We start from the raw sequence: 25,493 nt of genomic DNA on the forward strand, positions 1-25,493 counted from the left end.
GTGGCCGAATTCCTGCTCGAACTCTTCTCCGAGGAGATCCCGGCCCGCATGCAGGCGCGTGCGGCGGAGGATCTCAAGACCCTCGTCACCGACGCGCTGAAGGCGGCGGGCCTGGCCTTCGCCACGGCCGAGGCCTTCGTCACGCCGCGGCGCCTGGCGCTGGTGGTCGACGGCCTGCCGGCGGTGCGCCCGGATGTGGCCGAGGAGCGCAAGGGCCCGAAGGTCGACGCGCCGCAGCAGGCGATCGACGGCTTCCTCAAGGCGACCGGGCTGACGCTCGACCAGTGCGAACAGCGCGACACGCCGAAGGGCAAGATCTGGTTCGCCAGCCTGACCATCCCGGGCGGCCCGACCGCCGACCTGCTGCCGGAGGTGATCCGCAAGGCGATCCTCGGCCTGCCCTGGCCGAAGTCGATGCGCGCGGCGGAGCAGGTGGTGCGCTGGGTGCGCCCGCTGCACCATGTGCTGGCGCTGTTCGACGGCCAGCTGGTGCCGTTCCGCTACGACCTGCACAAGCCTGACATCGATGGGTCGGGCGAGGGGGCCAAGGCGGCGGTCGACAGCACCGTCGGCCATCGTTTCCTGGCACCGCAGCGGATCAAGGTCGCCAGCTTCGCCGACTACCGGGCCAAGCTGCGCGAGGCCTTTGTCGTGCTGGACCGCGAGGAGCGCAAGGCGCTGATCAAGGCGCAGGTCGACAGCCAGGCCAAGGCAGCCGGGCTGGCGCTGCGCGACGATCCCGGCCTGCTGGACGAGGTGGCTGGGCTGGTCGAATGGCCGGTGGCCTATCTCGGCCGCATCGACGACGCCTTCATGGCAGTGCCGGAGGAGGTGCTGGTCACCTCGATGCGCACGCATCAACGCTATTTCGCCCTGGAAGGGGCGGACGGCAAGCTGGCGGCGCGCTTCGCCGTGGTCGCCAACACCGAGACCAGGGACGGCGGCGCCACCGTCATCGACGGCAATGAGCGGGTGCTGCGCGCCCGCCTGTCCGACGCCAAGTTCTTCTGGGACCAGGACCGCAAGACCCCGTTGGAAAACCGGGTCGCCAGCCTCGACCCGATCATCTTCCATGCCAGGCTCGGCAGCGTGGCGCAGAAGGTCGGGCGCATGGCGGCGCTGGCCGCCTGGCTGGCGCCGAAGCTGGGCGCCGACCCGGCCCAGGCCGACCGTGCCGCGCGGCTGGCCAAGGCCGACCTGACCTCGGAAATGGTCGGCGAGTTCCCGGAGCTGCAGGGGCTGATGGGCCGTTATTACGCCCTGGCCCAGGGCGAGGTGCCGGACGTCGCCGAGGCGATCGCTGACCACTACAAGCCGGTCGGCCCCAGCGACCGCTGCCCGACCGCGCCGGTCTCGATCGCCGTGGCGCTGGCCGACAAGATCGACACCCTGGCCGGATTCTTCGCCATCGACGAGAAACCGACCGGCAGCCGCGACCCCTATGCGTTGCGCCGTGCCGCGCTGGGCGTGATCCGGCTGGTGGTCGAGAACGGCTTGGCGCTGTCGCTGCGCACCGTCTTCGCCGCGGCCTGGGACGCCTATCGTGTCGACGGCTTGCGCGACCGCGCCACCGTGGTCGACGAGCTCATCGTCTTCATCGCCGACCGGCTGAAGGTGGCGATGCGCGAGAAGGGCGTGCGCCACGACCTGGTCGACGCCGTCTTCGCGGTCGGGGCCGAGGACGATCTGCTGCGCCTGCTCGGCCGGGTCGAGGCGCTGGACGGGTTCCTGCGCACCGAGGACGGCGCCAACCTGCTCACCGCCTATCGCCGCGCCGGCAACATCGCCCGGATCGAGCGCAAGAAGGACGGGGTCGAGGCGTTCGGCGATGTCGATGCGTCGCGCTTCACCATGGCCGAGGAGCGGTCGCTGTTCGAGCGGCTGGACGCGGATGTGCAGCCGCTGCGCTCGGCCCTGGCTGAAGGCCGCTTCGGCGGTGCCATGACGGTGCTGGCCGGCTGGCGGCCGGCGGTCGACGCCTTCTTCGACGCGGTGCTGGTCAACGACCCGGATCCGACCCTGCGCCGCAACCGGCTGGCGCTGCTCGAGGACTTGGCACGCTCGATGGACGCCGTTGCCGACTTCTCGCGGGTCGAAGGCTAGGCCTTCACGAGGCGCGGCGCGTCATTCGGCCGCGTCTCGGTCGAAGCCGGCCGGGCAGAGAGTGGCTGCCCTCCTTGCCACCCTGGAGTCGCCGGCATCGCTCCGACTCGTCGTTTTCGTCCCATGCCCGATCCAATCGGACATGGGACGATCTCCTATGCCCGCTTATCAGACGCGCGGCGATTTTTCTCTCTGTCCTTACGAATCGTGGCCGCGCCTCGTTGCGCTGCAAAAAGGTAAAAGTACGAGGAATTCCGCCGGCTTTCCGCGCTTGACTTCATCGGCTCGCTGCGGTGCAAGGCAAGGAACACGTAGGGGGATCCGACCGTTTCCCCGCTGCGCTGGATCGAGGCGGAGGTATGATGCACCGGACCGCAGACATTCGTTTGCCGGTCGCCTGTTCGCTGCCGGGCCGCCTGACGGGCCCGGTTCCGTTGTGTCGTGCCGCCTTTGCCGCCCCGGGTCGCCGATCCGGGCTCCGTCCCTCTCCCAAGCACGCCAAGGTGGAGTGTCGAACGTTATGACCAAATGGGTCTACGGCTTCGGGAACGGCAAGGCCGATGGCCGCGCCGAAATGCGCAACCTGCTCGGCGGCAAGGGCGCCAACCTCGCCGAAATGAGCGTCCTGGGGCTGCCGGTGCCGCCCGGCTTCACCGTCACCACCGAGCTGTGCTCCCACTACTATGACCACGACCGGACCTATCCGGACGAGCTGAAGGCTCAGGTCCAGGCCGCGCTTGGCCAGATCGAATCGGTGGTCGGCGCCAGGTTCGGCGACAAGGCCAACCCGCTGCTGGTCTCGGTCCGCTCCGGCGCCCGCGCCTCGATGCCGGGCATGATGGACACAGTGCTCAATCTCGGCCTCAACGACGAGACCGTCGGCGGCCTGGCCGCCCGCACCGGCGATGCGCGCTTCGCCTATGACAGCTACCGCCGCTTCATCCAGATGTATGGCGACGTCGTGCTGGGGGTGGAGCATTACCGCTTCGAGGACGAGCTCGAGGGCATCAAGCGCGAGCGCGGCGTGTCGCTCGACACCGAGCTGACCGCCCAGGACCTGCAGACCCTGGTCGACCGCTACAAGGCGGTGGTCGAGACCGATCTCGGCCAGCCCTTCCCGCAGGATCCCGAGGACCAGCTGTGGGGCGCCGTCGGCGCCGTGTTCGGGTCCTGGATGAACCAGCGCGCCATCACCTACCGCCGGCTGCACGACATCCCGGCCAGCTGGGGCACTGCGGTCACCGTCCAGGCCATGGTGTTCGGCAACATGGGCGACGACTGCGCCACCGGTGTCGCCTTCACCCGCAACCCGTCGACCGGCGAGAACGCCTTCTACGGCGAATACCTGGTCAACGCCCAGGGCGAGGACGTGGTCGCCGGCATCCGCACGCCGCAGAACCTGACCAAGGTGTCGCGCGAGCAGGCGGGCAGCGACCTGCCGTCGATGGAGGAGACCATGCCGGAGACCTTCCGGCAGCTCTGCGACATCCGCGACCGGCTCGAGGCCCACTACCGCGACATGCAGGACATCGAGTTCACGGTCCAGCAGGGCCGGCTCTACATCCTGCAGACCCGCAACGGCAAGCGCACCGCGGCCGCCGCGCTGCGCATCGCGGTCGAACTGGCCGAGGGCGGGGTGATCGACCAGCGCGAGGCGGTGCGCCGGGTCGAGCCGCAGGCGCTCGACCAGCTTCTGCACCCGACGCTCGACCCCAAGGCCAAGCGCGACGTCATCGCCAAGGGCTTGCCGGCGTCGCCCGGCGCCGCCTCGGGCAAGATCGTGCTGACCGCCGATGAGGCCGAGACCCTGGCCCAGATGGGCGACCGGGTGATCCTGGTGCGCGAGGAGACCAGCCCCGAGGACATCCACGGCATGCACGCCGCGGCCGGCATCCTGACCAGCCGCGGCGGCATGACCAGCCACGCGGCCGTGGTGGCCCGCGGCATGGGCCGGCCCTGCGTTTCCGGCGCCGGCGACCTGCGCATCGACCCGAAGGCGAAGACCGTCTCGGTCGGTGGCATCACGCTGAAGGTCGGCGACGTCATCACCATCGACGGCAGCGCCGGCGAGGTGATGCAGGGCGAGGTGCCGACGGTGCAGCCCGAGCTGTCGGGCGACTTCGCCACGCTGATGGGGTGGGCCGATGCGGTGCGCCGGATGAAGATCCGCGCCAATGCCGAGACCCCGCTCGACGCCCGCACCGCCCGCAAGTTCGGGGCCGAGGGCATCGGCCTGTGCCGCACCGAGCACATGTTCTTCGAGGCCGACCGCATCACCGCCGTGCGCCGCATGATCGTGGCGGAGTCGGTGGAGGCGCGGAAGGTGGCGCTGGCCGAGATTCTGCCGATGCAGCGCAAGGATTTCGTCGAGCTGTTCACCATCATGACCGGCCTGCCGGTCACCATCCGCCTGCTCGACCCGCCGCTGCACGAGTTCCTGCCGCGCACCGAGGAGGACCTGGCGGAGGTGGCGAGAGTCGCCGGGGTCGATCTCGGCCGGGTGCGCCACCGCACGGCGCAGCTGCACGAGAGCAACCCGATGCTCGGCCATCGCGGCTGCCGCCTCGGCATCTCCTTCCCGGAGATATACGAGATGCAGGCGCGGGCGATCTTCGAGGCGGTGGTCGAGGTCAAGGCCGCGACCGGTGAGACCGTGATCCCGGAGATCATGATCCCGCTGGCCTTCTCGAAGAAGGAGCTCGACATCCTGAAAGCCGCGATCGTGGCGGTCGCGGCTTCGGTCGAGAAGGAGAAGGGCGCCAAGCTCGACTACCTCATCGGCACCATGATCGAGCTGCCGCGCGCGGCGCTCAGGGCGCATGAGCTGGCGGAGACGGCGGAGTTCTTCTCCTTCGGCACCAACGACCTGACCCAGACCACCTTCGGGATCAGCCGCGACGATGCGGGCACCTTCCTGCCGGACTACACCCGCGCCGGCATCCTGGAGCAGGACCCCTTCGTCACCATCGACCGCGACGGGGTGGGCGAGCTGGTGTCGCTGGCCGCCGAACGCGGCCGCAAGACCCGGCCGGAGATCAAGCTCGGCATCTGCGGCGAACATGGCGGCGACCCGGCCTCGATCCATTTCTGCGAATCGGTCGGGCTCGACTACGTCTCCTGCTCGCCTTACCGGGTGCCGATCGCCCGCCTGGCCGCGGCCCAGGCGGCCCTGCGATCCGAAGTGAAGGCCGAGTAGCCGATGGACCTCGCAGCCGCGCCCCGGACCGATGTGCTGATGACACCGGACGGGGCGCGGCTGCGCTGGGGCGTGTGGCCGGAGCCGGAGGGGAGGGTGCGTGGCACCGTCCTGATCCTGAACGGCCGCAGCGAGTTCATCGAGAAGTACCGCGAGACTGCGGGCGAGCTGATCGCCCGCGGTTTTCGAGTCTTCGGCTTCGACTGGCGCGGCCAGGGCCTGTCGACCCGCATGCCGGAGGGCGACCAGACCGGCCATTACGACAGCTTCGACCCGCTGGTCCGCGATGCGGCCGCAGTGGCCGACCAGGTGGTGAAACCGGCCACCGAGGGGCCGCTGATCCTGCTCGGCCATTCCATGGGCGGCCACCTCGCCCTGCGGCTGATGGCGGCCCGGCCAGACCTGGCTGCCGGCGCGATCCTGACCGCGCCGATGGTAGTGCCCATCGCCGCGCCCGCGGCCCGCCGGGCGGCGCAGCTGCTGTCGCCGTTGGCGGCAGCGCTGGGCCGGGGGCGGCGCTATGCGCTGGGCGAGGCCGCCTATGATCCGCAGCGGCTGCTCGATCCGCAGCGGCTGCTGTCGGGCGACCCGGTGCGCAACCGCATCCAGGCCGACTGGTTCCGCGACCATCCGGACTACCGCGTCTCCGGCATCACCTGGGGCTGGCTGGCCGCCGCCTTCCGTTCGACCGGGGAGATCCTGCGGTCGGCGCCCGGCATCCGGGTGCCGACGCTGATGCTGCTGGCGGGGCAGGAGAGGCTGGTCGACAACGCGGCGTCGCGCCGGGTCGCCCAACGGATGCCCGATTGCCGGGTGATCGTGTATCCCCAGTCCCGGCACGAGATCCTGATGGAACGCGACGACATCCGAGCCGCCTTCTGGCGCGACGCCGACGGTTTCCTGGCCCCGCTGGCGCCATGAGGCGGCGGCACTTCGCCGGCTGGTTGGCCGGCGCCTTGCTGATGCCGCCGCTGCTGGCCGCGGCGCAGGCTCCGGCCCCTTCGCCGCCCGATTCGGCACCGGCTCCGCAGCCCCCGCCGGAACCCGCGGCGAAGGCCGAGCCGGTGGACCTGTCGCTGGTGCTGCTGCTCGACGCCTCGGCCAGCATCACTGCCGGTGCGCTCGCTTTCCAGCTGCGCGGCCACGCCGCCGCCTTCCGCGACGACAAGGTCAAGGCGGCGATCGCCGCCGGCCCGCGCGGCGGCATCGCGGTGGCGCTGGCCCGCTTCGACGGGCCGCACAGCCTCAAGGTGCTGGTGCCCTGGCGCCGCCTCGCCGGCGCGGCCGATGCCGAGGCCTTCGCCGACGCGGTGCTGGCGGCGCCGGCGGGGGAGGAAGCGGGGGCGACCGCGATCGGCAGCGCCGTGCTCGACGCCCTGCCGCTGTTCAAGGCCAACGGCTTCGACTCGCCGCGCCAGACCATCGACATCGTCTCGAACGGCTTTTCCAACGCCGGCATCGACCCGTCGGCCGCCCGCGACACGGCGGAGGCCGCGGGGGTGACGGTCAACGCCCTGGTCATCCTCGACGAATACGACTGGCTGGAGAGCTACTACCGGCAATCCGTGATCGGCGGCATCGGCGCCTTCGTCCGTACTGCCGACAGCAAGGACAGCTTCATCCAGGCGCTGACCGCCAAGCTGATCGACGAGATGGTGTAGAGACCGCAAACCCGTTCTTCTCTTGTCATTGCCCGGCTTGACCGGGCAATCCAGGGACCACCACGAGCCGCTCTGGCCACCCCTGGATGCCACGGTCAAGCCGTGGCATGACAGATAGAGCTTGGTTGAGCGCACTGAACCGGCCATGCATGAGCCCATGTACGACGTCCTGACCGACCATCCGCTGCAATCCGCCAACAGCTTCGGCATCGCCGCGCGCAGCCGCTATGCCGTGGAGATCCGCGACGAGGCCGACCTGCCGGCGGTGCTGGCCGATCCGCGCTTCGCCGGCCTGCCGCGCCGGCTGCTGGGTGGCGGCAGCAATGTGGTGCTGACCGGGGATTTCGATGGCCTGACCCTGCTGATGCGGATCGCCGGTAAGCGGCTGGTTGGGGAGAGCGCCGAGGCGGTCCTGGTCGAGGCCGGGGCCGGCGAGGTCTGGCACGAGCTGGTGGCCTGGACCATAGCCCAGGACCGGCCGGGGCTGGAGAACCTGGCGCTGATCCCGGGCACTGCCGGCGCCGCGCCGATCCAGAACATCGGCGCCTATGGCGTCGAGCTGGAGGAGCGGTTCGACAGCCTGCGTGCTTTCGACACGAAAGCCGGGGCATTCGTGACGCTGGACCGCGACTCCTGCCGCTTCAGCTACCGCGACAGCCTGTTCAAGCGCGAGCCCGACCGCTGGATCGTCACCGCGGTCACCCTGCGCCTGCCGCGGCCGTGGCGGCCGGTGACCACCTATCCCGACCTGGCGCGGGTGTTCGCCGACCGGGCGGATGTCTCGGCGGCGGAGATCTTCGAGGCGGTGATCGCGGTGCGGCGGCAGAAGCTGCCGGACCCGGCGGTGATCGGCAATGCCGGCAGCTTCTTCAAGAACCCGATCGTGCCGGCGGCGCAATACGGCGACCTGGCCGCAGCCTTCCCCGGCCTCGTCGGCTATCCCCAGCCGGACGGGCAGGTGAAGCTGGCCGCCGGCTGGCTGATCGACCGTTGCGGCTGGAAGGGCAGGGCGGTGGGCCGCGCCGCGGTGCATGACCGCCAGGCCCTGGTGCTGGTCAACCGCGGCGGCGCCACCGGGGCCGAGATCCTCGACCTCGCCCGCGAGATCCAGCGCAGCGTCCGCGACACCTACGGCGTGGCGCTGGAGCCGGAGCCGGTGATTCTCTGAGGCCGCGGGCCTGACGAAGCGAGTGGGAAGGGCAACATCGTGGACGAGACCAGGCTGCGCGAGGACATCTGCCGCTTCGGGCGCTCGCTGTTCGAGCGCGGGCTGACCCCCGGCTCCTCCGGCAACATCAGCCTGCGGCTCGACGATGGCGGCTGGCTGGTGACGCCGACCAACGCCTCGCTCGGCTTCCTCGACCCGGCGCGGCTGTCCCGGCTCGACGCCGAGGGCCGGCTGCTGTCCGGCGACAAGCCCACCAAGGAGATCCCGCTGCACGGCGCCCTCTACGAGACGCGCGGCGCGGCCCGCGCCATCGTGCACCTGCACTCGACCCATTCGGTCGCGGTGTCGATGCTGCCGGAGATCGACCCCAAGGCGGTGCTGCCGCCGATGACGGCCTATTACGTGATGCGGGTCGGGGCGACGGCGCTGGTGCCCTATTACCGGCCCGGCGACCCGGCGGTGGCCGACGCCATCCGCGGCCTCGCCGGACGCTATTCCTCGGTGCTGCTGGCCAATCACGGCCCGGTGGTGGCGGGGGAGAGCCTGGAAGCCGCGGTCTACGCCACCGAGGAGCTGGAGGAGACGGCGAAGCTGTACCTGCTGCTGCGCGGGCTCAACCCGCGCTTCCTGTCGCCGGGCCAGATCGCCGATCTCCGCGCCGAGTTCAAGCTCGACCTGCCCGGGGACGGCCACGGGCACCCGCACTAGAGACGGTCTCTCAGTCCTCGTCGACCCCAGGCGCCGAAGTCTGGCGCGCGGCGACGCCGGCGTAGCGGCGAAGGCTCCACAGCAGGGGAGAGGCGTCGCGGGTCTCGACCTCGGTGACCAGGCCGACGAACAGGATGTGGGTGCTCACCTCGGTCAGGCCTATCAGGTGGCAGTCGATCACGGCGACCGCATCGTCCAGTTTCGGCCGGCCCGACGGCCAGGCGGACCAGGTGCCGCGGGTGAAGCGTTCGGAGCGGGCGATCGGCAGCTTGCCGGCGAAAGCGTCGGCGATCTCGTCCTGGTGCTCCGCCAGCATGGCGACGGAGAAGCCCTCGGAGGCCTCGATCACCCCGGCCATGGCGCTGGTGCGGTCGATCGAGACCAGCATGGTCGGTGGGTCGGCCGCCAGCGACATCACTGCCGTGGCGGTGCGGCCGTGCCAGGTGCCGTCGGGCTCGACCGCCCCGACCACGCAGATGGTCGCCGTCAGGCGTGTCAGCGCCTCGACGAAACGGTCGCGGGGCACCGCTGGCGGGTGCCGCGGGTCCGGGTTGTAGCGAAGCGAGGTGCGCGCGACCAAAGTCTGTCCCTGAGGGCCGTCGGAGAAGGACGCCCGCCGGTCGGCCTGACCGGCGGGCGGGCAGGCCTCAGGCGGCCTTCAGCGCGGCCTCGGCGAACTCGTAATTGGCGAGCTTGTCGAGGAAGTTCTGGGTGTAGTCCGGACGGCGGTTGCGGAAGTCCAGGTAGTAGCTGTGCTCCCACACGTCGAGGCCGAGCAGCACCTTGCCCTCGCCGGTCGCCAGCGGGTTGGAGCCGTTCGGGGTCTTGGTGACCTTCAGCTTGCCGTCCTTGCCGAGGACGAGCCAGGCCCAGCCGGAACCGAACTGGCCGATGGCGGCGGCCTTGAAGGCATCCTTGAACGCCTGGACGCTGCCGAAATCGGAATTCAGCTTGGCCTCGAGCGCGCCCGGGATGGCGCCGCCCGTCGGCGACAGGTTCTTCCAGAACAGGATGTGGTTCCAATGCTGGCCGGCATTGTTGAACACCGGGGCCAGGTTGTCCTTGCCATAGGCGTAGGCCACGATCTCCTCGAGCGACTTGCCCTTGAGCGCGTCGTCCTTCTCGACGAAGCCGTTCAGCGCCGTGACATAGGCCTGGTGGTGCTTGCCGTGGTGCAGCTCCAGCGTCTCCTGGCACATGCCGCGCTCGGCGAGGGCGTTCTGCGAGAACGGCAGCTGGGGAAGTTCAAACGCCATGGTCGTGCTCTCTTTCTGGTCGGTCAGGTTGCGGAAGGATGCGGTAGGCGCAACGGCGCGCCCCCGCCTGAATGTGCTCCGTGCGCTCGACCCGGGCCTCGGGCCCGAGCACGCGCCGGAACAGGTCGAGCTCGGAGCGGCAGAAGCCCTGGCAGGCCGTCGCCGCGGCGCAGATCGGACAATGATTCTCCACCAGAAGGAAGCCGTTTTCGTCTTCCTCCCACCCAGCCATGTAGCCCTCGCGCGACCGAAGGCCAGTCAGGGCCGCGACACGGTCGCGCAGCGTCGCGGTGCCGGACAGCGCGCCGGCGTAGCGGGTGAAGGTCTCGGCCTCGCGCGCCGCCACCAGGCGGTCGAGCGCGGCGTCGCCCAGCTCGCGCCGGATGCCGGCGATCAGCCCCAGCACCATCTCGGCATGGCCGTCCGGAAAGCGGGCATGGCCCACCGCGGTGAGGGACCATAGCTGGACCGGCCGGCCGACCCCGGCGCGCTGCGGCGCCGATTCGACCAGCCCGGCCTCGGCCAGCTTCGCCAGTTGCTGCCGCGCGGCCTCGCCGGTGGTGCCGAGTGCTGTGCCCAGCGCCGCGGCGCCCTGGGGGCCGCGCGTCTTCAGCAGCAGCAGCAGCCGCTCCGCCGCCGTGGCCGGCGCGCCTGAAGACTCGTTATCAAAGTCCATACTTTGAAAATAGACCGACCGCGCAGTGTCCGCAAGCTCAGGGCGAGTTTTCGGCGATGCCGGGTCACATTGCCTCATGGCAGCAATTCGCGGCCACGGCTTCCGTCCGGCCCCGGAATGCGGCCAAGGTGGCGCAACGCCACTGCAGACGGCTGCCCAGCATGAATTCCGGCTTCTTCTCCTCCTGGCAGTTCTGGGCCCTGGCCTCGGCCGCCTTCGCGGCGCTGACCGCGATCTTCGCCAAGGTCGGCATCGAGGCGATCAACTCCGACCTCGCCACCTTCATCCGCACCGTCGTCATCCTGCTGGCGATCGGCGGCATCGTCACTGCCACCGGGCAGTTCCAGCCGGCCTCGTCGATCTCGGGCCGGACCTGGACCTTCCTGGTGCTGTCGGGCCTGGCCACCGGTGCCTCCTGGCTGTGCTACTTCCGGGCGCTCAAGATCGGCCAGGCGGCGCAGGTGGCGCCGATCGACAAGCTCAGCGTCGTGCTGGTGGCGCTGTTCGGCGTCGCCTTCCTGGGCGAGAAGCTGTCGCTGCCGAACTGGCTTGGCGTGGCCCTGATCGCGGTCGGCGCTGTGCTGGTGGCGTTCCGATGAGCGCGGTGGTGGACGACGTGGTGTGCCGGCTGATGCGGCCGGGGGAAGAGGCCGAACTGACCGCGCTGCTGGCCGCCGCCTTCGGGCATCCGCGCTTTGCCCCCGCCGTCACCCGGCTGGCGGCGATGCCCAATGCGGCGATCCATGTGCTGGAGGCGGAGGGCGCGCTGCGCGCCGCGGCGGCGGTGGTCGATTACGGCCCGGTGGCCTATCTCGGCATCGTCGGCACCGACCCGGCGATGCAGGGCCGCGGCTTCGGCCGCCGCGTCTGCGAGGCCGCCTTGGCGCCGGTGCGGGCGGGGTGCCCGGTGCTGCTCGACGCCACCATCTCGGGCGCGCCGGTCTATGAGAAGCTCGGCTTCGGCGATGTCGACCAGTCCGTGGTGCTGGAGGCGCGGGGGCCCATCCCGGCCCCGCCGGTGCCCGGCGTCGCGGCGCTGACGGCCGCCGACCTGCCCGCCGTCGCCGCCTATGATGCCGGCGTGTTCGGCGCCGACCGTGCCGGCGCGCTGGCCGCCCTGTTCCGCGAACGGCCCGAGGGCGTGGTGTGCCGCCGCGACGGGCGGGTGGTGGGCTACGGGCTGCGCCAGGACGACCGCATCGGGCCGGTCCTGGCCGAGACCCAGGCGGTCGCGGCGGCGCTGATGGCGGCGCTGTCCCCGGCGGGGCCGGAGGCGCCGGCGGCCATCACCGTGCCCTCGGCCAACACGGCGATGCTCGACCATCTGCGCGAGCAGGGCGTGCAGGAGCTGCGGCGGCTGCGCCACATGCGCCGCGGCGGCGACCGCCACCCCGGCGACCGCAGCCGCATGGGCGCCATCGCCAATTTCCATCTGGGGTGAGGGGCGGGGCGCCGGGTGCGGACCCGGCGCCCCCTCGCGTCCTACTCCGCCAGCGCCGCCAGGATCCGCGCCCAGGAGCGGATGCCCTTGTGGAAGCTGATCAGGTCGTACTTCTCGTTCGGGCTGTGGATCTGGTCGTCGTCCAGGCCGAAGCCGACCATCACCGACTCCATGCCCAGGATGCTCTTGAACGAGCCGACCACCGGGATCGAGCCGCCCGAGCCGATCAGCATCGCCGGCCGGCCCCATTCGTCCTGCAGCGCCGCGCGGGTCCGGGTCAGCGCCGGGCTGTCGATCGGCAGCGTCAGCGCCGGGCTGCCGTCACGCGACCAGAACTCGGCCGAGCAATCGGCCGGCAGCCGGGCCTGGACGAAGTCGTGGAAGGCGTCGCGGATCTTGGCCGGATCCTGGTCGCTGACCAGCCGGAACGACACCTTGGCGTGGGCCTTGGACGGGATCACCGTCTTGGCGCCTTCGCCGGTGTAGCCGCCCCAGATGCCGTTGACGTCGCAGGTCGGCCGCGCCCACATCCGCTCCAGCGGCGCGCGGTCGCGTTCTCCGGCCGGGATCGACAGGCCGATCTGGCCCAGCGAATCGGACTCGTCGAAGCCCATCGACTGCCACTGCGCCTTCAGCTGGGTCGGCACTTCGGCCACCCCGTCATAGAAGCCGGGGACGGTGATGCGGCCGTCGTCGTCGCGCAGGTCGGCCAGGATCCGGGTCAGCACATGGATCGGGTTGCGGGCCGACCCGCCATAGATGCCGGAATGCAGGTCGCGATTGGCTGCGGTGATCGTCACCTGCTCATAGACCATGCCGCGCAGGCTGGTGGTGATGGCCGGGGTCTTCGGGTCCCACATGCCGGTGTCGCAGACCAGCGCGAGTTCCTTCGACAGCTCCTCGCGGTGCTTCTCCAGGAACGGGATCAGGCTGGGGCTGCCGGATTCCTCCTCGCCCTCGCAGAACATGGTGATCGGCAGCGGCAGCGAGCCGGTCACCGTCTTCCAGGCGCGGCAGGCCTCGACGAAGGTCATCAGCTGGCCCTTGTCGTCCGAAGCGCCGCGGGCGCGGATTCGCTTGACCCCGTCGGCGCCGGTCTCGATCCGCGGCTCGAAGGGCGGGGCGTGCCACAGGTCCAGCGGGTCGACCGGCTGCACGTCGTAATGGCCGTAGAACAGCACCGCCGGGCCCGGGCCGGCCTCGGTCGCATGCCCGACCACCATGGGATGGCCGGTGGTCGGCCGCACCTCGGCGGCGAAGCCGACCTCGCCCAGCGTGGCGGCCAGCCATTCGGCGGCGGCGCGGCACTGGTCCTTGTAGGCCGGGTCGGTGGAGATGCTCTGCAGGCGCAGGAACGCCATCAGCCGGTCGAGGCTGGCGTCGAGATCGGCGTCGATGGTCGACAGGACCTGGTCAAGCGTGGTCACAGCGGGAGTCCTCACAGGATCGGAAGCTGATCGACCCTAGCAGGGAAGCCGGGCCCGGTTCACCTGCCATCACGCAGCGGGGCGCGGGTCGCGGAAACACTGGCCGTCTCGGTTTCGTCGGACCTGTCAAGATCCCGTGTTTTGGGGGATTGCCGGGCACCGGCCCGAACCGTGATCTTGGGGATCTGTCGCCCGGATGCGGTTTCGGCATTGCCGGAGCTTGGCCCCACCGTGGCGAGGCTGGGGCCGGTTTGCGACCGGACATGGCCCGTCGGGCCAGGAGTCCTTTGCCGGATGCTCGCGGATCGGGGGGAGCGAAGGGTGGGGACGGTTGTCGGTTTGTGGAGGGATGAGCACGTGGCTTCGATTTTAGCGGTGGCGACCAGTCTGATCGCGGTGCTGCTGTGGCGCGCCGGTCCGGGTTTCGCCCTGGTGACGGGAGGGACGGTGGCGTCGGCCGCCATCCTCCTCCTGACCATGCCGTCATGACCGGCTTTCGCCAGGCCCGTGGGAGCGAGGCGACGAGGGCCGCCACCCGCCAAGCCGTCATCCTCATCTCGCTCCTGATCGCGGTCGATGGCGGCGGCCATGCCGCTGGTGCCCAGCAGCGCATGTCCGCCCTCGGCATCCTGCGCAGCGTCGCGGCCGACACCGCCCCGTCGGGATGGAGCCGGGCGTAGGGCCTAGCGCCGCCCGGCCATGTGGCTGAGGTAGCCGATGACCAGGTCGATCTCGCGGTCGCTCAGCTGGTCCGGCGGGAAGTCCGGCATCCGGCGGTCGGGCCAGGTCCGCACCGATCCCGGGTCGCGGATCAGGGCGTGCAGCGCCGCCGGCATCAGGTATTCGGTCGGGCTCAGCGGCTGGTTCAGGTCGGGCCCGACCTCGGCGGATCCGGCGCCGTTCAGCTTATGGCAGGTCAGGCATTGGGTGACGAACAGCGCCTGGCCGGTGCGGATCGGGTCGGTCGCCGGCAGCGCCGCGTCGACCGCCAGCTGCGGCCAGCGCGCGGCCGGGGAGGGCTGGGTCGTCAGCCTGGCCATCTGGTACGGCCATTGCTCGGCCCGGATCATCCCGACCTGGTCGCCGGTCCACACCAGGTAGAACGGGCCGGCGCTGTACGTCTTGTCGGGCAGGGACGGCCACGGCTTCTCTGCCGGTTCCACCGCCACCCAGGCCACCGCAGTTTTCGTGTCGGTGTTGGCCAAGAGGTCGATCGGCAGCTGGGCGGCGAAGCCGTCGGACGCCACCGCCTCGATCACGCTGTCGGCCGGCAGCGCCAGCCCGTCCAGCAGTGCCGCCAGCGGCACGGCGCGGTACGTCATGGCGCCGTTGTACGAGACGTCCTTGCCGACCTCGATGGTCTTGGCGTCGGGCCGGGCCAGCAGCTCGGCGCGGCTGAAGTGTCGGCTCGTGCCGCCGATGGTGAGGTCGAGGCCGGGATCATCGGCGACGGCCGCCGTCGCAGACAGCATCAGGCTCCAGGCAGCCAGCCCGGCGAACACCAGCGAGCGCATGTCTTCCCCCTGTTTTCAGCGCCGTGGTTGGTCCACGCGCTGCAACAGGAAATCATGCCTGCCGGTGAGTCGCCAGGACTCGATGGCGTCAGGCGGCCTTCCAGGCCGGATCGGCCGGGCGGATGGTGGTGTCGCCGGCCAGCAGCGGCGTGGCCCCGCCCTCCAGCGCCTCGAGCCGCAGCAGCGCCAGGCCCAGCCCGTCGCGGCTCGACCGCATCTCGCCGACCTCGCGGCCGTCGCGCAGGATCGGCGTGCCCGATGCCGGGGCCGGGCCGTCCAGCAGCACCGGTGCCAGACGCTTCTTCAGCAGGCCGCGATACTTGGTCCGGGCGGTCAGCTCCTGGCCCATGTAGCAGCCCTTGTCCCAGGCGATGGCGTTGAGCGAATCGTAGTTCGCCTCCAGCAGCACCGTCTTCTCCAGCTCCAGGTCGCGGCTGCCGTCGGGCACGCCCAGGGTCAGGCGCAGCCGGTCCCAGGCCTCGGGCCCGGTCTCGGTCAGGCCGAGGCCAGCCAGGGTCGCCTGCGCCGTCGCCCGCGGCAGCAGGGCCCGGGCGCCGAGCGCCGCCAGCCGGGCATCGACATGGACGACGCCGTCGGCCAGCGGCCGGGCGGCGCCGGCCTCGGCCGGCAGGTCCAGCGCTGCGCGGCCGGCCTCGCCCGGGATCGCGGCCACGGCCCAGTCCTCGGTGGCCAGGGCCAGGTCGACCTTCGACCGCAGCCGGTACATCCGCAGCCGCCGGAACAGGTCGGCGCCGCGCCCGCCCTCGCAATCGATCAGCCAGGCGTCATCGACTGCGACCACGTGGAAGTCGTGCAGGTACTTGCCCTGCGCCGTCAGCAGGGCGGCGAACACGGCGCGGTCGGCTGCGACCTTGCGCATGTCGTTGGAGACCAGCCCCTGCAGGAAGGCGGCACGGTCCTCGCCGGTCAGGCGCAGGACATCGCGGTCGAGAAGAGTGAATTCGGCCATGGCTTCGCCCGGTTGCGGTTCGGCATCTGCCGGAAGAGGTGGGGCAGGACGCGCCCGCATGCAAGCTTCCTGATCGACAATGTTCGCTTTTTGTTCTATACGAGGTGCGTTCAGTCGCCTTCTGCGGGAATCCCGGAATGTCCGTCGTGTCGCGACGGAACCCGCGGATTGCGGCGTGAAGGGGGCACAACGGCATCGCAAGACGATGCGCAACGCTGAGAGCATCATGAAGACGAAGTGGATTGTCGGTTCCGCGCTGATCGCCCTCGTCGCCGGAACCGCGATGGCGGCGACCCAGGATGCGCCGCAGGGCGGGTGGCGCGGCGGCTGGTTCCGCCAGCTCGACACCAACAAGGACGGTAAGGTCGAACGGACCGAAGTCCTGGCCTGGGCTGAGGCGCGGTTCAAGGCGCTCGACACGGCAGGTGACGGGGTGTTGACGAAGGATCAGTATGTCGACGCGATGATTGCAAAGATCCGCCCCCGCCTCGAACAGCGCTTCGACAAGCTCGATGCCGACAAGGATGGGAAGGTGACTGCTGCCGAATTCGAGGCGCCGGCTCTGGCCCGCTTCGACCGGCGCGACACCGGCAAGACGGGTGCTTTGTCAATCGATGACCTCAAGAACCACAGCAACTGACGCGTGGCCGAGAGCGACGATGCCCTGGTGGCGGCGGTGGCGGCGGGTGACGCCGCCGCCTGCCGCCGCCTGGTCGACCGGCATCTCGGGCGTCTGCTCGCCTTCGCCCAGCGCATGCTGGGCGGCCGCGCCGACGCCGAGGATGTGGCCCAGGACGCGTTCCTGGCGCTGTGGAAGGAAGCCGGGCGCTGGCGCCCCGACGGCAGCGCGACGGTGTCCACCTGGCTCACCCGCGTCGCCTACAACCGGTCGATCGACCGGCTGCGGCGCCAGCCTTCGGTGGCGCTCGACGCGGTGCCGGAGCCTCTCGACCCCGCGCTCGGCGCCGAAGCCAGGTTGCAGCGCAGCCGGGTCTCGCGCCGGGTCGCCGACGCCCTCGCTCTGTTGCCCGAGCGACAGCGCGCGGCCATCGTGCTCAGCCACTATGAAGGGCTGGGCAACCGCGAGATCGGCGAGACGCTCGGCGTCGGGGTCGAGGCGGTGGAATCGCTGTTGTCGCGCGGCCGGCGCGCCCTCCGCCAGGCGTTGGCGGCGGAACGGGCCGATCTGATGGGAGATCTTTGACATGGCCGAGATGACGCTCGATCGGTTTCTCGATCTGCTCGACCGGCACGGGCCGGTGATCGATCGCTGGCCCGGCCCCGACCAGGACGGGGCGGAAGCCCTGCTGGCGCAGTCGGCGCCCGCGCGATCGGCCATGGCGGATGCCCGGGCGGTGGCGACCGCCCTCAACGACCTCAGGGTGGCCCCTCCCTCGGCGGCGCTGCTGGGCCGCATCCTCGACGCCGCGCCCCGGCCGCGACGCTGGATCAGCGAGATCCTGTCCTGGCGCCCGGCGGTGGCCTTCGCCGCCGCGTTGGTGGTCGGCGTCTGGCTCGGCGCCATGGCGCCGACGCCGGTGCAGGCCAGCGATGACGACTGGTCGACCTTCGGCTTCGCCATGGCGGATGACGTGTCGTCGCTGGGGGTGTCGCCGTGACCACACGTTCCTGGCGCTGGGCTCTGGTCGCCTCGCTGGCCCTCAACCTGCTGCTGCTCGGCGTGATGGGCAGCTGGTGGTGGCGGATCCATGAGTGGCGGTCCGGCCGCGGGGCGCTGGGCGAGATCGTGGCGACGCTGCCCGAACCCGACCGCACCGATCTCGGCCGGCTGATCGACCAGCGCCGCGAAGAGGGCAAGGCCAATTGGGAGCAGCTCGGGCGGCTGCGCGATGCGGCCAAGGAGGCGCTGGCCGCCGACCCCTATGATCCGAACCGGGCGGCCGCCGCCTTCGCCGCCCTGCGCGACAAGTCCAATGACCTGCGCGAGGACAGCCAGGCCACGCTGCTGCAGGTGGTGCCGAAGCTGTCGGCGCAGCAGCGCCGCCAGCTGATCGAACGCCGCGGCGCGCTGGGGCCGATGTGATCGGGCCCGCGCCGCACCGGCCTCAGCGCGGCATCCCGGTCAGCGGCAGGTAGGCGCCGGCGACCGACCCGTTCGCGCCGCAATAGGGCGGCGAGACGGAGGGATCGCCGCCGCCCGGCCGCAACTCGTCCACCGTCAGGACCGCGGCGTCGCGCGACAGCGTCAGCCCCCAGCCCTCATCGACCTTAAGGGCAAGCCGGCCGCTGGATTCGGTACCGCTGCCGCTGACGTCGCACACCCAGCGGGCGGCCAGCTGCTCGACGGTCTCGATGGAGACGGACAGCCGGTTCTTCGCATCCGGCTTGATCTCGATTGTGCCGAAGCCGTTGCCCCAGGCCCCGGCCAGGCCGGTCGGCGTCCCGGTCTTCACCTTGCGCAGGAAGGCGATGCGCTGCCGTAGCCGGGTTCCGAGATCGTCGAGGCGATCGGCCTCGACCGTGTCCCCGAAGCTGTCGTCGCGCAGCATGACGAAGGTCTGCTGGTCCAGCTTCAGCGCCGCCGCGGCCTTGTCGTCCAACCCGCCGCGCAGCCGGCTGTACAGCCTCGCGATCTCGGCATCGGCCTGGGACAGTTCGGCGCTGCCGCAGATCGCCACCTCGGCCGCCGCCTTGGCCTTGCTGCAGTCGAAGGACGGCCTGGCGCCGGCCGGTGCGGCGGCGGGCGCGGCCGCTGCCGCTGCCGCCTTCGGTTCCGCCACCCGCCACAGCACCGGCCAGTCGCCCGGGAAGCCGCGGCAGCTGTCCTGCATGGCGAAGGATCTGAGCTGGAAGTCCTTGCCGTCGAACACCCAGACGGCCGATTCGCCGCAGTCGCCGGGACCCCGGCCGCGGCCGGATGACGTCAGCTCGCCCTTGGCGGGATCGTAGTCGGTGTCGATGAAGCTGCTGGACGGTTCGCCCACCGGCAGCGGCAGGACCAGCTGACGGGCGGCCTTGGGATCCCGCACCGGCACCCGGAAGAACAGATAGCTGGACTGGTAGGCCCCTTGGATGCATTGCAGCTGCACCAGGGCCTCGGTGGCGGTCAGCGCGATGGCGTCGTCGCGCTTGTCCTCGGCGAAGCACTCGCCGGCCGACAGCGCGGCCCGCTGCGATGCGCGGGTGGCGGCCGCCAGCGTCTGGACCGCCTCGGCGGACAGGGCCGCGGGGGCGGGGGCCGGGGCGTTCAGCACCGGCAGGGCAGGGGCGGCCGGAACCGTGGTGGCCGGCGCGTCGCCGGGGCGGACCAGCGCGGTGGTGGTGCCGACCCGGCCCTGGGCGTCGTCCATCGCCAGCAGGGCGGCCGTCACGCCGTCGAGCGACACGGTTCCCGCATTGCCCAGCCTCAGGCCCTGCGCGCCCCGCAGCGCGGCCAGCACCGTCGCGGCGCCGTCCTGGTCGCGGAGCACCAGCCGATGGTCGGTGTCGCCAGACGACGCATCCGTCCAGCGCTCGGCCGGCAGCCGGCCCCCACCCTGCAGGGCAAGGCCGTTGGCGGCGAAGCGGCCCTCGGCCTCCAGGGTGATCTCGATCGCGCCCTGCGGTCCCGGCTCGCGCGTCACCCGCACCACGGACAGGTGGTCGGCGTCGTCCTCTTTCGGGAAGCCCTTGGCCTCGCAGCGGCCGCCATTGTCGCAGGCGATCTGCCAGTCCTTGAACTCCTTGTACAGCGGCGCGGAGGGCTGGGCTGCGGCCCAGGCGGGCAGGGCGGCCGCACAGGCCGCGGCCAGGGCGATCGGGACGAGATGGCGCATGGGGGTCTTCCGCTGTCGGCGGGCGGGGAAGGGCGGCGGTCGGGCCGGTGGATCAGCCCTGCGTCAGTTGTCGTTCCGCGGCGTCAGGATCAGCACGTCGAGATCGGCGGTCGGGGTGAAGTTGGTCTTGCGCATCTCGAACTGGGTCGGCGAGATCTTCTTCAGCCCGTCGGCGCAGAAGGTGACGAGGTAGTCGGGCGATCCCTTGTCGACCACCAGCCGGAAATCCTTGATCGGCCCGGCCCAGTTGGCGCCGGTCTTCAGGATGTAGGAGATGCGCTGGTCGCCGAATGGCGGGTTGTCGGCCTTGGCCGCCACCCGGGCCCGCTCCATCGCGGCGAGGAAGCTCTTCTCGACGCAGTATTTGCGCAGGTACTGAACGTATTCGCTGTCGGGCTCGCTGCTGGGATAGGCCAGGGCGGTGCCGACGCCGCTGCCGGTGGCGGGCTTGTAGCGGTGCTCGATCACCACCTCGCGCCCGGCGGGGAAGGTCTGCTGGAAGTGGAAGGTGGTCTTCAGCGTCCAGGACGGCGCCAGATGCCGCTCCCAGCCCTTGCCGGCGTCGTATTCGTTGACCATGGCGAGGCCGAGCTTCTCCAGCTCGTCCCATTTCTCCTTCGGCAGGCCGTCGAGACCTTCATAGGTCGGGTCCGGATACAGCGGCACGCCCAGCTGCTTCAGCAGCGCGGTCTGGTCGACGCCGTTGCCGAAGGCCTTGGCCTCGATCTGGGTGGGGACCGCCTTGCCGTCGACCTTGGTCGAGAAGTCGAGGAAGTTCTCGCTGCCCTCATGCGGAATGCTGTTCAGCCCGTCGATGAAGTCGAGGGTCACGTCCGGCGTGGGGAAGGCGACTGTGACCGTCTTGTCCCGCGCCGATCTGTTGAAGAAGTGGTAGGTGACCCGGATCTCCTTGGCCGAGACGAACAGGTCCTCGGACCGCATCTCGATGTCGTCGGACTTGGTCAGCACCAGGCCGCCGACCGCGATCTCGGCCGATGAATCATTGGCCCGGGCGGGGGTGCCGGCGGCGGCGAACAGGCCGGCGGCGAGGCCGATCGAGAGGATGGCGGACTGGGCTTTCACGATCGGCTCCCGGCAGTCGTTTCTTGCGGCAATTCACGCGGGACATCGGGCTTTTCTATGGCAGGCGTTGCCGCGCCGCAAACCTCCCGCACGCACCCACGCAGCCAGCGATGCGCCGGGTCGGCGTCCAGCCGCGGATGCCACAGCAGCGAGATCGTGATGTCGGGCGGGGCGACCGGCAGCGGAAAGCTGTGCAGCCCGGCCCGCAGGTTGCCGGTATAGCGTTCAGGAACGCTGGCGATCAGGTCCGAGGCCCGCGCCAGGGCCAGGGCTTCCGAAAAGCCGCCGACGACCGTCGCGATCTCTCGCGTCAGCCCCAGCGGCTCGAGGGCGTCGTCGATCCGCCCGCGGTCGAGCCGGCGCCGCGAGACCAGGATGTGCCGGCCGGCGGCATAGCGCGCCGACGTGATCTCGCCCCGGCACAGCGGATGCCCGATCCGCACGACCCCGACGAACCGGTCGCGAAACAGCGCCTGGGCGCGCACCTCCGGCCCCGTGGTCTTGCCGACGACGCCGGTTTCCAGATCGACGCTGCCGTCGCGCAGCGGCGTGCTGTCCTTGTCCGGCTTCGCCACGAACCGCAGCCGCGCGCCCGGCGCCTGTTCGCCCAGCCGCGCGATCAGGGCCGGCCCGAAATTCTCGACGAAGCCATCCATGTTCCGGAGCGTGAAGGTCCGCACCAGCCGCGTCAGGTCCAGCGTCTCGGCCGGGCGCAGCAGGGCTTCAGCCTCCCGCACGATCGGGCCAACCCGCTCGTGCAGCTCGATCGCCCGCGGCGTCGGCACGAGGCCGCGCCCGGCCCGGACCAGCAGCGGGTCGCCCGTGGTCTCCCGCAGCCGCGCCAGCGCCCGGCTCATCGCCGACGGGCTCAGCCGCAGCCGCCGGGCCGCGCGCGCCACACTGCCCTCCGCCAGCAGGGCATCCAGGGTGACGAGCAGGTTGAGATCGGGGGTCGACATGCGTCCACCCTAGCACGCTTGGCCCATGACATGGCGTTCGGTGCACGAATGAAGTGCAACTGGTGCGCGTTCCGCCATGTCGGCCGACCCACTACCTCTCCGGCAGCTCCGTCCCCGGGGCCGCCAGAGAGGACGTTGATGTTGAAACCGATCACCGAACACCCGGCCGGGGCATCCGGCGACGCGACGTCGGCACCCTCGGTCCGCTGGGCCCTGGCCGGGCTTTCGCTCTCCATGCTGATGCCCTCGCTCGACACCAGCATCGCCAATGCCGGACTGCCGACGCTGGCGCATGCGTTCGGCGCCTCCTTCCAGGACGTCCAATGGGTTGTCCTCGCCTATCTCCTCGCCATCACCGCCCTGATCGTCAGCGTCGGGCGGCTCGGCGACATCATCGGCCGCCGCCGGCTGCTGCTGGGCGGCATCGGCCTGTTCACGGCGGCCTCGCTGCTGTGCGGCGTCGCCCCCACGCTCTGGCTGCTGGTCGCCGCCCGGGCGGTGCAGGGGCTGGGGGCGGCGATCATGATGGCCCTGATCGTGGCCTTGGTGCGCGAGACGGTGCCGCAGGAGAGGACCGGCAGCGCCATGGGGCTGCTCGGCACCATGTCCGCGATCGGCACCACCCTGGGGCCTTCGCTGGGCGGCGTCCTGATGTCCGGCTTCGGTTGGCAGACGATCTTCCTGGTCAATGTGCCCTTGGGAATCCTGAACCTCCTTCTGGCCTGGCGCACCCTGCCGCGCGACCGGCGGGCGGCGAGGGCCGACCGGCCCGGCTTCGACATGCTGGGCACGCTGCTGCTCGCCCTGACGCTCGCAGCCTATGCCCTGGCGATGACGACCGGGCACGGCCATTTCGACCGGCTCAACCTGGTCCTGCTTGCAGCCGCGGTGCTGGGCGCCGGCCTGTTCGTGCTGGCGCAGGCGAAAGCGGCATCGCCCCTGGTCCGGTTGGTGATGTTCCGCGACGCGGGCTTGAGCTCCAGCCTGGTCATGAACGTCCTGGTCGCGACTGTGATGATGGCGACGCTGGTGGTCGGGCCGTTCTACCTCTCGCGCGGCCTTGGGCTCGAAACCGCGCTGGTCGGGCTCGTGCTGTCGGTCGGCCCGGCCATCTCCGCTCTCAGCGGCGTCGTCGCCGGCCGGATCGTCGACCGGTTCGGCGCGTCCACCATGGTCGTCACCGGGCTGGTCGAAATGGCCGCGGGTGCCGCTGCCTTGACCGTGCTGCCGCAGAGCTTCGGCGTCGCGGGCTACATCGCGGCCATCGCCATCCTGACGCCGGGCTACCAGCTGTTCCAGGCGGCCAACAACACCGCCGTGATGACCGACATCCCCGCGGACCGGCGGGGCGTCGTCGCCGGCCTGCTCAGCCTGTCGCGGAATCTCGGGCTGATCACCGGCGCCTCCGTCATGGGCGCTGTGTTCGCACTGGCCGCCGCGACGGTCGACATGACCACGGCGCGCCCCGAGGCCGTGACCGCCGGCCTGCGGGTCACCTTCGCCGTCGCGGCGATCGCGATCGTCGTCGCGCTCGTCCTCGCGGTGGGCAGCCGCGCTCTGGCAACCCGGCCGGCGCTCTCCGAAGACGCATCGTGACCTACCGCGCCAGGCGCAGCCGGAAGCGGAACTGGAAGGTCCCTTCGCACCACATCGGGAAGTTGGTGCCCCATTTGTTGTTATGCAGGTTGATCCGCACGCCGCCGGAGAAGTCGGGCAGGCCGGGGGCGAAGGGCATGAAGGGCGACGCGGCCGGGGCCGCCAGCGGCGCGTCGAGCGATTCGAACCCGATCGCGGCGCCGTCGGCGCCCCGGGCCAGGATGCCGGACACTGCCTGCAGCTGGCCGCCGCCCTTGGGGGTGATGCGCTCGGCCGGCTGCCACAGGCCCATCTTGCGGAACGCCCAGCTCTCGGCCCCGGCCGGGGTGAAGCTCAGGAAGCTCGCCTCCGGCATCCGGTTCGCCGGCTTGTCGCGCAGCACCAAAGCGAGTTCGAGCTCGTCCTCCGCCGGGGCCAGCCGCAGTTCGGCCCGGCGCGGGGCGCCGAACGCGGCATGCGCCTCCTCGGGCAGGTCCAGCAACAGGGTCAGGGCGTCCCCGTCCTGCGCCAGCCCGGCGAGGCGCGGCCGCCAGATGGCGGAGCGCGCGGTCTTTGCCCGGTCCAGCCCCGGCTTGTTGTGGTCGAGCACCGCCCATTCGGTCCAGTTGGTCAGGTAGCCCTGCATATGGGCGGCGACGTCGGCTGCGTCGTAGCTCTCATAGGCATAGGCGATCAGGCTGCCGCCGATCCCGGCCAGCGTGCGGCCGTCCGGCGTGCTCACGGTCGTCACTGTCCCGCTGCCCGCATCGATGCCGACGCGCCAGTCGCCGACCGGGGCGTCGATGGTGGCCGTCGACGATGGGGTATCGCCGGCGGCCGGCTGGTTCGGCTGCAGCTCGGCCAAGGCCTTATCTGCAACCTGCCGGTCGACCGATGACAGCGGCGCGATCGCGGCGTCGAGATAGGCGCGCTGCTCGGCCCAGGAGCGTTCGGTGAAGCGGAAACGCGGGTCGCTGCGGCGGGCGGCCTCGAACTCCGGCCGGTCCCAGGCCGCCTCGTCGCGCAGGAAGGTCTTGATGTCGACGCCGCAGGTGTGTTCGGCGACCATCGCCAGCCGGCGCCCGAAATCCAGCCGGCTGTCGGTCAGGTCTTCCCCGGCGAAGCGGTCATAGACCCGCTGCAGCGCCAGGAAGCGGGCGGTCTTCTCCGGATCGGTGGCGCTGCCATGGATCCAGCTGTCGCCGATCTCGCGGTCGACCAGCGGGAAGCGCTCGCGCTGCGGCCAGATCGCCGCGGCGAAGTCGTCCAGGGTCGAGGCCCGGATCAGGTCGCCGGGCTGGGCCACCCGCAGGTCGCGGTGGCACTCGGTGGCTGCGGCGATATTCTGCGGCCCGACATTGTCCATGGTGTGGGCGAAGCTCAGCCCCTCATCCATGCCCTCGGGGAAGAAGGTGGCGCCGTAGCTGCTCTGATAGGCCACCAGCACCTCCTCGCCCGACGGCGCGCGCCAGCGGAACAGGGGCGGCACCTCGGGCAGGGTCGAGGCCGAATTGACGCCGATGTGCAGGAAGCGGATGCCGGCCTCGGCCAGCAGCGGCACGATGCCCAGCGGATGGCCCGGCACATCGGTCATCTTGGCGGCGATGGTGGTGGTGCCGAAGCGGCGGTCCAGCGCCTGGGAATAGGACAGCCCGGCCCGGAACAGGGCCGGGGACATCAGCTCGGTGTGGGTAGTGAAGGGCAGGCCGTGCCAGCGGATCAGGCCGCGCTCGATCGCCTGCTCCAGCCGCCGCACCTTGTCGCGCGGCTGGGTCTCGAGATGGTCCCAGATCAGCCAGGCGCCGGTGGTCCACACGAACATGCGCTGGGCCGGGTCCTCGGCGAAGAAGTGCTCGCCGGTGTCGATCGCCCGGGGGATGAAGACGTCGTGGTACTCGCGCCGCACCGTCTCGGCCAGATGAGTGAAGCCGATGTCGAGATGCGTCTTGAAGACGAGGTGGATCGTCCTGCCGGTCATCG

At 70.9% G+C, this 25,493-nt stretch carries 25 protein-coding genes; 15 read left to right on the forward strand and 10 right to left on the reverse strand.

Going from position 1 to position 25,493, the window contains the following annotated elements; genetic code table 11:
- From glyS to otnC, 6 genes are all read left to right on the forward strand, one after another.
- Positions 1-2,103 carry a glycine--tRNA ligase subunit beta gene (glyS, locus tag E9232_RS31650; protein ID WP_309801111.1) on the forward strand — a complete coding sequence of 701 codons (2,103 nt, stop codon included), beginning with the start codon at positions 1-3 and terminating at the stop codon, positions 2,101-2,103.
- 520 nt (positions 2,104-2,623) lie between these two features.
- Positions 2,624-5,299 (forward strand): pyruvate, phosphate dikinase, encoded by a 2,676-nt coding sequence (gene ppdK / locus E9232_RS31655; protein ID WP_309801113.1) that lies wholly within the window; start codon positions 2,624-2,626, stop codon positions 5,297-5,299.
- A 3-nt stretch (positions 5,300-5,302) separates the two neighbouring features.
- A complete protein-coding gene (locus E9232_RS31660) occupies positions 5,303-6,220 on the forward strand; it encodes an alpha/beta fold hydrolase (RefSeq protein ID WP_309801117.1) in 918 nt (305 codons plus the stop codon).
- Entirely contained in the window at positions 6,217-6,960 is a 744-nt protein-coding gene (locus tag E9232_RS31665) for a DUF1194 domain-containing protein (RefSeq protein ID WP_309801120.1), read from the forward strand. The genes E9232_RS31660 and E9232_RS31665 overlap by 4 nt, the downstream gene beginning before the upstream one ends.
- 145 nt (positions 6,961-7,105) lie before the next feature.
- Complete coding sequence (murB, locus tag E9232_RS31670) at positions 7,106-8,128, forward strand: UDP-N-acetylmuramate dehydrogenase (RefSeq protein WP_309801122.1); 1,023 nt, start codon at positions 7,106-7,108, stop codon at positions 8,126-8,128.
- Positions 8,129-8,167: 39 nt separating this feature from the next.
- Entirely contained in the window at positions 8,168-8,836 is a 669-nt protein-coding gene (gene otnC, locus E9232_RS31675; protein WP_309801123.1) for a 3-oxo-tetronate 4-phosphate decarboxylase, read from the forward strand.
- Positions 8,837-8,846: 10 nt separating this feature from the next.
- Here the strand turns inward: otnC and E9232_RS31680 are convergent, their stop codons facing one another.
- From E9232_RS31680 to E9232_RS31690, 3 genes are all read right to left on the reverse strand, one after another.
- On the reverse strand, positions 8,847-9,416 hold the full coding sequence (locus E9232_RS31680; RefSeq protein ID WP_309801124.1) for a flavin reductase family protein: 570 nt from the start codon (positions 9,414-9,416) through the stop codon (positions 8,847-8,849).
- 67 nt (positions 9,417-9,483) lie between these two features.
- Positions 9,484-10,092, reverse strand: coding sequence for a superoxide dismutase (locus E9232_RS31685; RefSeq protein ID WP_309801125.1), 609 nt, complete (start codon positions 10,090-10,092; stop codon positions 9,484-9,486).
- Positions 10,082-10,768, reverse strand: a complete 687-nt coding sequence (locus E9232_RS31690) for a helix-turn-helix transcriptional regulator (protein WP_309801126.1) — start codon at positions 10,766-10,768, stop codon at positions 10,082-10,084. The genes E9232_RS31685 and E9232_RS31690 overlap by 11 nt, the downstream gene beginning before the upstream one ends.
- Before the next feature lie 161 nt (positions 10,769-10,929).
- On the opposite strand from E9232_RS31690, the gene E9232_RS31695 reads away from it, so the two are divergent.
- Together E9232_RS31695 and E9232_RS31700 are read left to right on the forward strand one after the other, a co-directional pair.
- Positions 10,930-11,367, forward strand: a complete 438-nt coding sequence (locus E9232_RS31695) for an EamA family transporter (RefSeq protein ID WP_309801127.1) — start codon at positions 10,930-10,932, stop codon at positions 11,365-11,367.
- Positions 11,364-12,209 carry a GNAT family N-acetyltransferase gene (locus E9232_RS31700; RefSeq protein ID WP_309801129.1) on the forward strand — a complete coding sequence of 282 codons (846 nt, stop codon included), beginning with the start codon at positions 11,364-11,366 and terminating at the stop codon, positions 12,207-12,209. The genes E9232_RS31695 and E9232_RS31700 overlap by 4 nt, the downstream gene beginning before the upstream one ends.
- 41 nt (positions 12,210-12,250) lie before the next feature.
- Here E9232_RS31700 and E9232_RS31705 read toward each other — a convergent pair whose 3' ends face one another.
- The gene (locus E9232_RS31705; protein ID WP_309801131.1) at positions 12,251-13,636 is read right to left on the reverse strand and encodes a dipeptidase; all 1,386 of its coding nucleotides are present in this window, start codon (positions 13,634-13,636) and stop codon (positions 12,251-12,253) included.
- A 357-nt stretch (positions 13,637-13,993) separates the two neighbouring features.
- Between E9232_RS31705 and E9232_RS31710 the strand changes: the two genes are divergently transcribed.
- Entirely contained in the window at positions 13,994-14,125 is a 132-nt protein-coding gene (locus E9232_RS31710; RefSeq protein ID WP_309801134.1) for a hypothetical protein, read from the forward strand.
- Positions 14,122-14,316 (forward strand): hypothetical protein, encoded by a 195-nt coding sequence (locus E9232_RS31715; protein ID WP_309801135.1) that lies wholly within the window; start codon positions 14,122-14,124, stop codon positions 14,314-14,316. Before E9232_RS31710 ends, E9232_RS31715 begins: the two co-directional genes overlap by 4 nt.
- A 3-nt stretch (positions 14,317-14,319) precedes the next feature.
- On the opposite strand, the gene E9232_RS31720 is transcribed toward E9232_RS31715, so the two are convergent.
- Positions 14,320-15,150: a c-type cytochrome gene (locus E9232_RS31720; RefSeq protein ID WP_309801137.1), complete on the reverse strand. Its 831-nt coding sequence runs from the start codon at positions 15,148-15,150 to the stop codon at positions 14,320-14,322.
- A gap of 88 nt (positions 15,151-15,238) precedes the next feature.
- A complete protein-coding gene (ygfZ, locus tag E9232_RS31725; RefSeq protein ID WP_309801139.1) occupies positions 15,239-16,120 on the reverse strand; it encodes a CAF17-like 4Fe-4S cluster assembly/insertion protein YgfZ in 882 nt (293 codons plus the stop codon).
- A 226-nt stretch (positions 16,121-16,346) separates the two neighbouring features.
- On the opposite strand from ygfZ, the gene E9232_RS31730 reads away from it, so the two are divergent.
- Genes E9232_RS31730 through E9232_RS31745 form a run of 4 tightly spaced genes read left to right on the forward strand, consistent with a single transcriptional unit; the run spans position 16,347 to position 18,164 of the window.
- Positions 16,347-16,760 carry an EF-hand domain-containing protein gene (locus E9232_RS31730; RefSeq protein ID WP_309801142.1) on the forward strand — a complete coding sequence of 138 codons (414 nt, stop codon included), beginning with the start codon at positions 16,347-16,349 and terminating at the stop codon, positions 16,758-16,760.
- Positions 16,761-16,763: 3 nt separating this feature from the next.
- Positions 16,764-17,324: an RNA polymerase sigma factor gene (locus tag E9232_RS31735; RefSeq protein WP_309801143.1), complete on the forward strand. Its 561-nt coding sequence runs from the start codon at positions 16,764-16,766 to the stop codon at positions 17,322-17,324.
- A 1-nt stretch (position 17,325) separates the two neighbouring features.
- On the forward strand, positions 17,326-17,739 hold the full coding sequence (locus tag E9232_RS31740) for a hypothetical protein (RefSeq protein WP_309801145.1): 414 nt from the start codon (positions 17,326-17,328) through the stop codon (positions 17,737-17,739).
- Positions 17,736-18,164, forward strand: coding sequence for a periplasmic heavy metal sensor (locus E9232_RS31745; protein ID WP_309801148.1), 429 nt, complete (start codon positions 17,736-17,738; stop codon positions 18,162-18,164). Before E9232_RS31740 ends, E9232_RS31745 begins: the two co-directional genes overlap by 4 nt.
- Positions 18,165-18,186: 22 nt before the next feature.
- On the opposite strand, the gene E9232_RS31750 is transcribed toward E9232_RS31745, so the two are convergent.
- The 3 genes from E9232_RS31750 to E9232_RS31760 all read right to left on the reverse strand — a co-directional run bounded on the left by E9232_RS31750 (position 18,187) and on the right by E9232_RS31760 (position 21,938).
- Entirely contained in the window at positions 18,187-19,896 is a 1,710-nt protein-coding gene (locus E9232_RS31750; protein ID WP_309801150.1) for a DUF1176 domain-containing protein, read from the reverse strand.
- Positions 19,897-19,959: 63 nt separating this feature from the next.
- Positions 19,960-20,979 carry a DUF4424 domain-containing protein gene (locus E9232_RS31755; protein WP_309801154.1) on the reverse strand — a complete coding sequence of 340 codons (1,020 nt, stop codon included), beginning with the start codon at positions 20,977-20,979 and terminating at the stop codon, positions 19,960-19,962.
- On the reverse strand, positions 20,976-21,938 hold the full coding sequence (locus E9232_RS31760) for a LysR family transcriptional regulator (protein ID WP_309801157.1): 963 nt from the start codon (positions 21,936-21,938) through the stop codon (positions 20,976-20,978). Before E9232_RS31760 ends, E9232_RS31755 begins: the two co-directional genes overlap by 4 nt.
- 138 nt (positions 21,939-22,076) lie before the next feature.
- On the opposite strand from E9232_RS31760, the gene E9232_RS31765 reads away from it, so the two are divergent.
- The gene (locus E9232_RS31765) at positions 22,077-23,534 is read left to right on the forward strand and encodes an MFS transporter (RefSeq protein WP_309801159.1); all 1,458 of its coding nucleotides are present in this window, start codon (positions 22,077-22,079) and stop codon (positions 23,532-23,534) included.
- A 1-nt stretch (position 23,535) separates the two neighbouring features.
- On the opposite strand, the gene E9232_RS31770 is transcribed toward E9232_RS31765, so the two are convergent.
- The gene (locus tag E9232_RS31770) at positions 23,536-25,491 is read right to left on the reverse strand and encodes a DUF5054 domain-containing protein (protein WP_309801162.1); all 1,956 of its coding nucleotides are present in this window, start codon (positions 25,489-25,491) and stop codon (positions 23,536-23,538) included.
- Between the last annotated feature and the right edge of the window lie 2 nt (positions 25,492-25,493).

This window comes from Inquilinus ginsengisoli, from assembly GCF_031453975.1.
Lineage (GTDB): Bacteria > Pseudomonadota > Alphaproteobacteria > DSM-16000 > Inquilinaceae > Inquilinus > Inquilinus ginsengisoli_A.

Coding starts and splice junctions, on each gene's coding strand:
- E9232_RS31715 (WP_309801135.1), top strand. CDS start 14,122: ATGACCGGCTTTCGCCAGGCCCGTGGGAGCGAGGCGACGAGGGCCGCC.
- E9232_RS31660 (WP_309801117.1), top strand. CDS start 5,303: ATGGACCTCGCAGCCGCGCCCCGGACCGATGTGCTGATGACACCGGAC.
- E9232_RS31685 (WP_309801125.1), bottom strand. CDS start 10,092: ATGGCGTTTGAACTTCCCCAGCTGCCGTTCTCGCAGAACGCCCTCGCC.
- E9232_RS31760 (WP_309801157.1), bottom strand. CDS start 21,938: ATGTCGACCCCCGATCTCAACCTGCTCGTCACCCTGGATGCCCTGCTG.
- E9232_RS31700 (WP_309801129.1), top strand. CDS start 11,364: ATGAGCGCGGTGGTGGACGACGTGGTGTGCCGGCTGATGCGGCCGGGG.
- E9232_RS31720 (WP_309801137.1), bottom strand. CDS start 15,150: ATGCGCTCGCTGGTGTTCGCCGGGCTGGCTGCCTGGAGCCTGATGCTG.
- E9232_RS31695 (WP_309801127.1), top strand. CDS start 10,930: ATGAATTCCGGCTTCTTCTCCTCCTGGCAGTTCTGGGCCCTGGCCTCG.
- E9232_RS31770 (WP_309801162.1), bottom strand. CDS start 25,491: ATGACCGGCAGGACGATCCACCTCGTCTTCAAGACGCATCTCGACATC.
- E9232_RS31690 (WP_309801126.1), bottom strand. CDS start 10,768: ATGGACTTTGATAACGAGTCTTCAGGCGCGCCGGCCACGGCGGCGGAG.
- E9232_RS31740 (WP_309801145.1), top strand. CDS start 17,326: ATGGCCGAGATGACGCTCGATCGGTTTCTCGATCTGCTCGACCGGCAC.
- E9232_RS31750 (WP_309801150.1), bottom strand. CDS start 19,896: ATGCGCCATCTCGTCCCGATCGCCCTGGCCGCGGCCTGTGCGGCCGCC.
- E9232_RS31730 (WP_309801142.1), top strand. CDS start 16,347: ATGAAGACGAAGTGGATTGTCGGTTCCGCGCTGATCGCCCTCGTCGCC.
- murB (WP_309801122.1), top strand. CDS start 7,106: ATGCATGAGCCCATGTACGACGTCCTGACCGACCATCCGCTGCAATCC.
- E9232_RS31665 (WP_309801120.1), top strand. CDS start 6,217: ATGAGGCGGCGGCACTTCGCCGGCTGGTTGGCCGGCGCCTTGCTGATG.
- E9232_RS31765 (WP_309801159.1), top strand. CDS start 22,077: ATGTTGAAACCGATCACCGAACACCCGGCCGGGGCATCCGGCGACGCG.
- ppdK (WP_309801113.1), top strand. CDS start 2,624: ATGACCAAATGGGTCTACGGCTTCGGGAACGGCAAGGCCGATGGCCGC.
- ygfZ (WP_309801139.1), bottom strand. CDS start 16,120: ATGGCCGAATTCACTCTTCTCGACCGCGATGTCCTGCGCCTGACCGGC.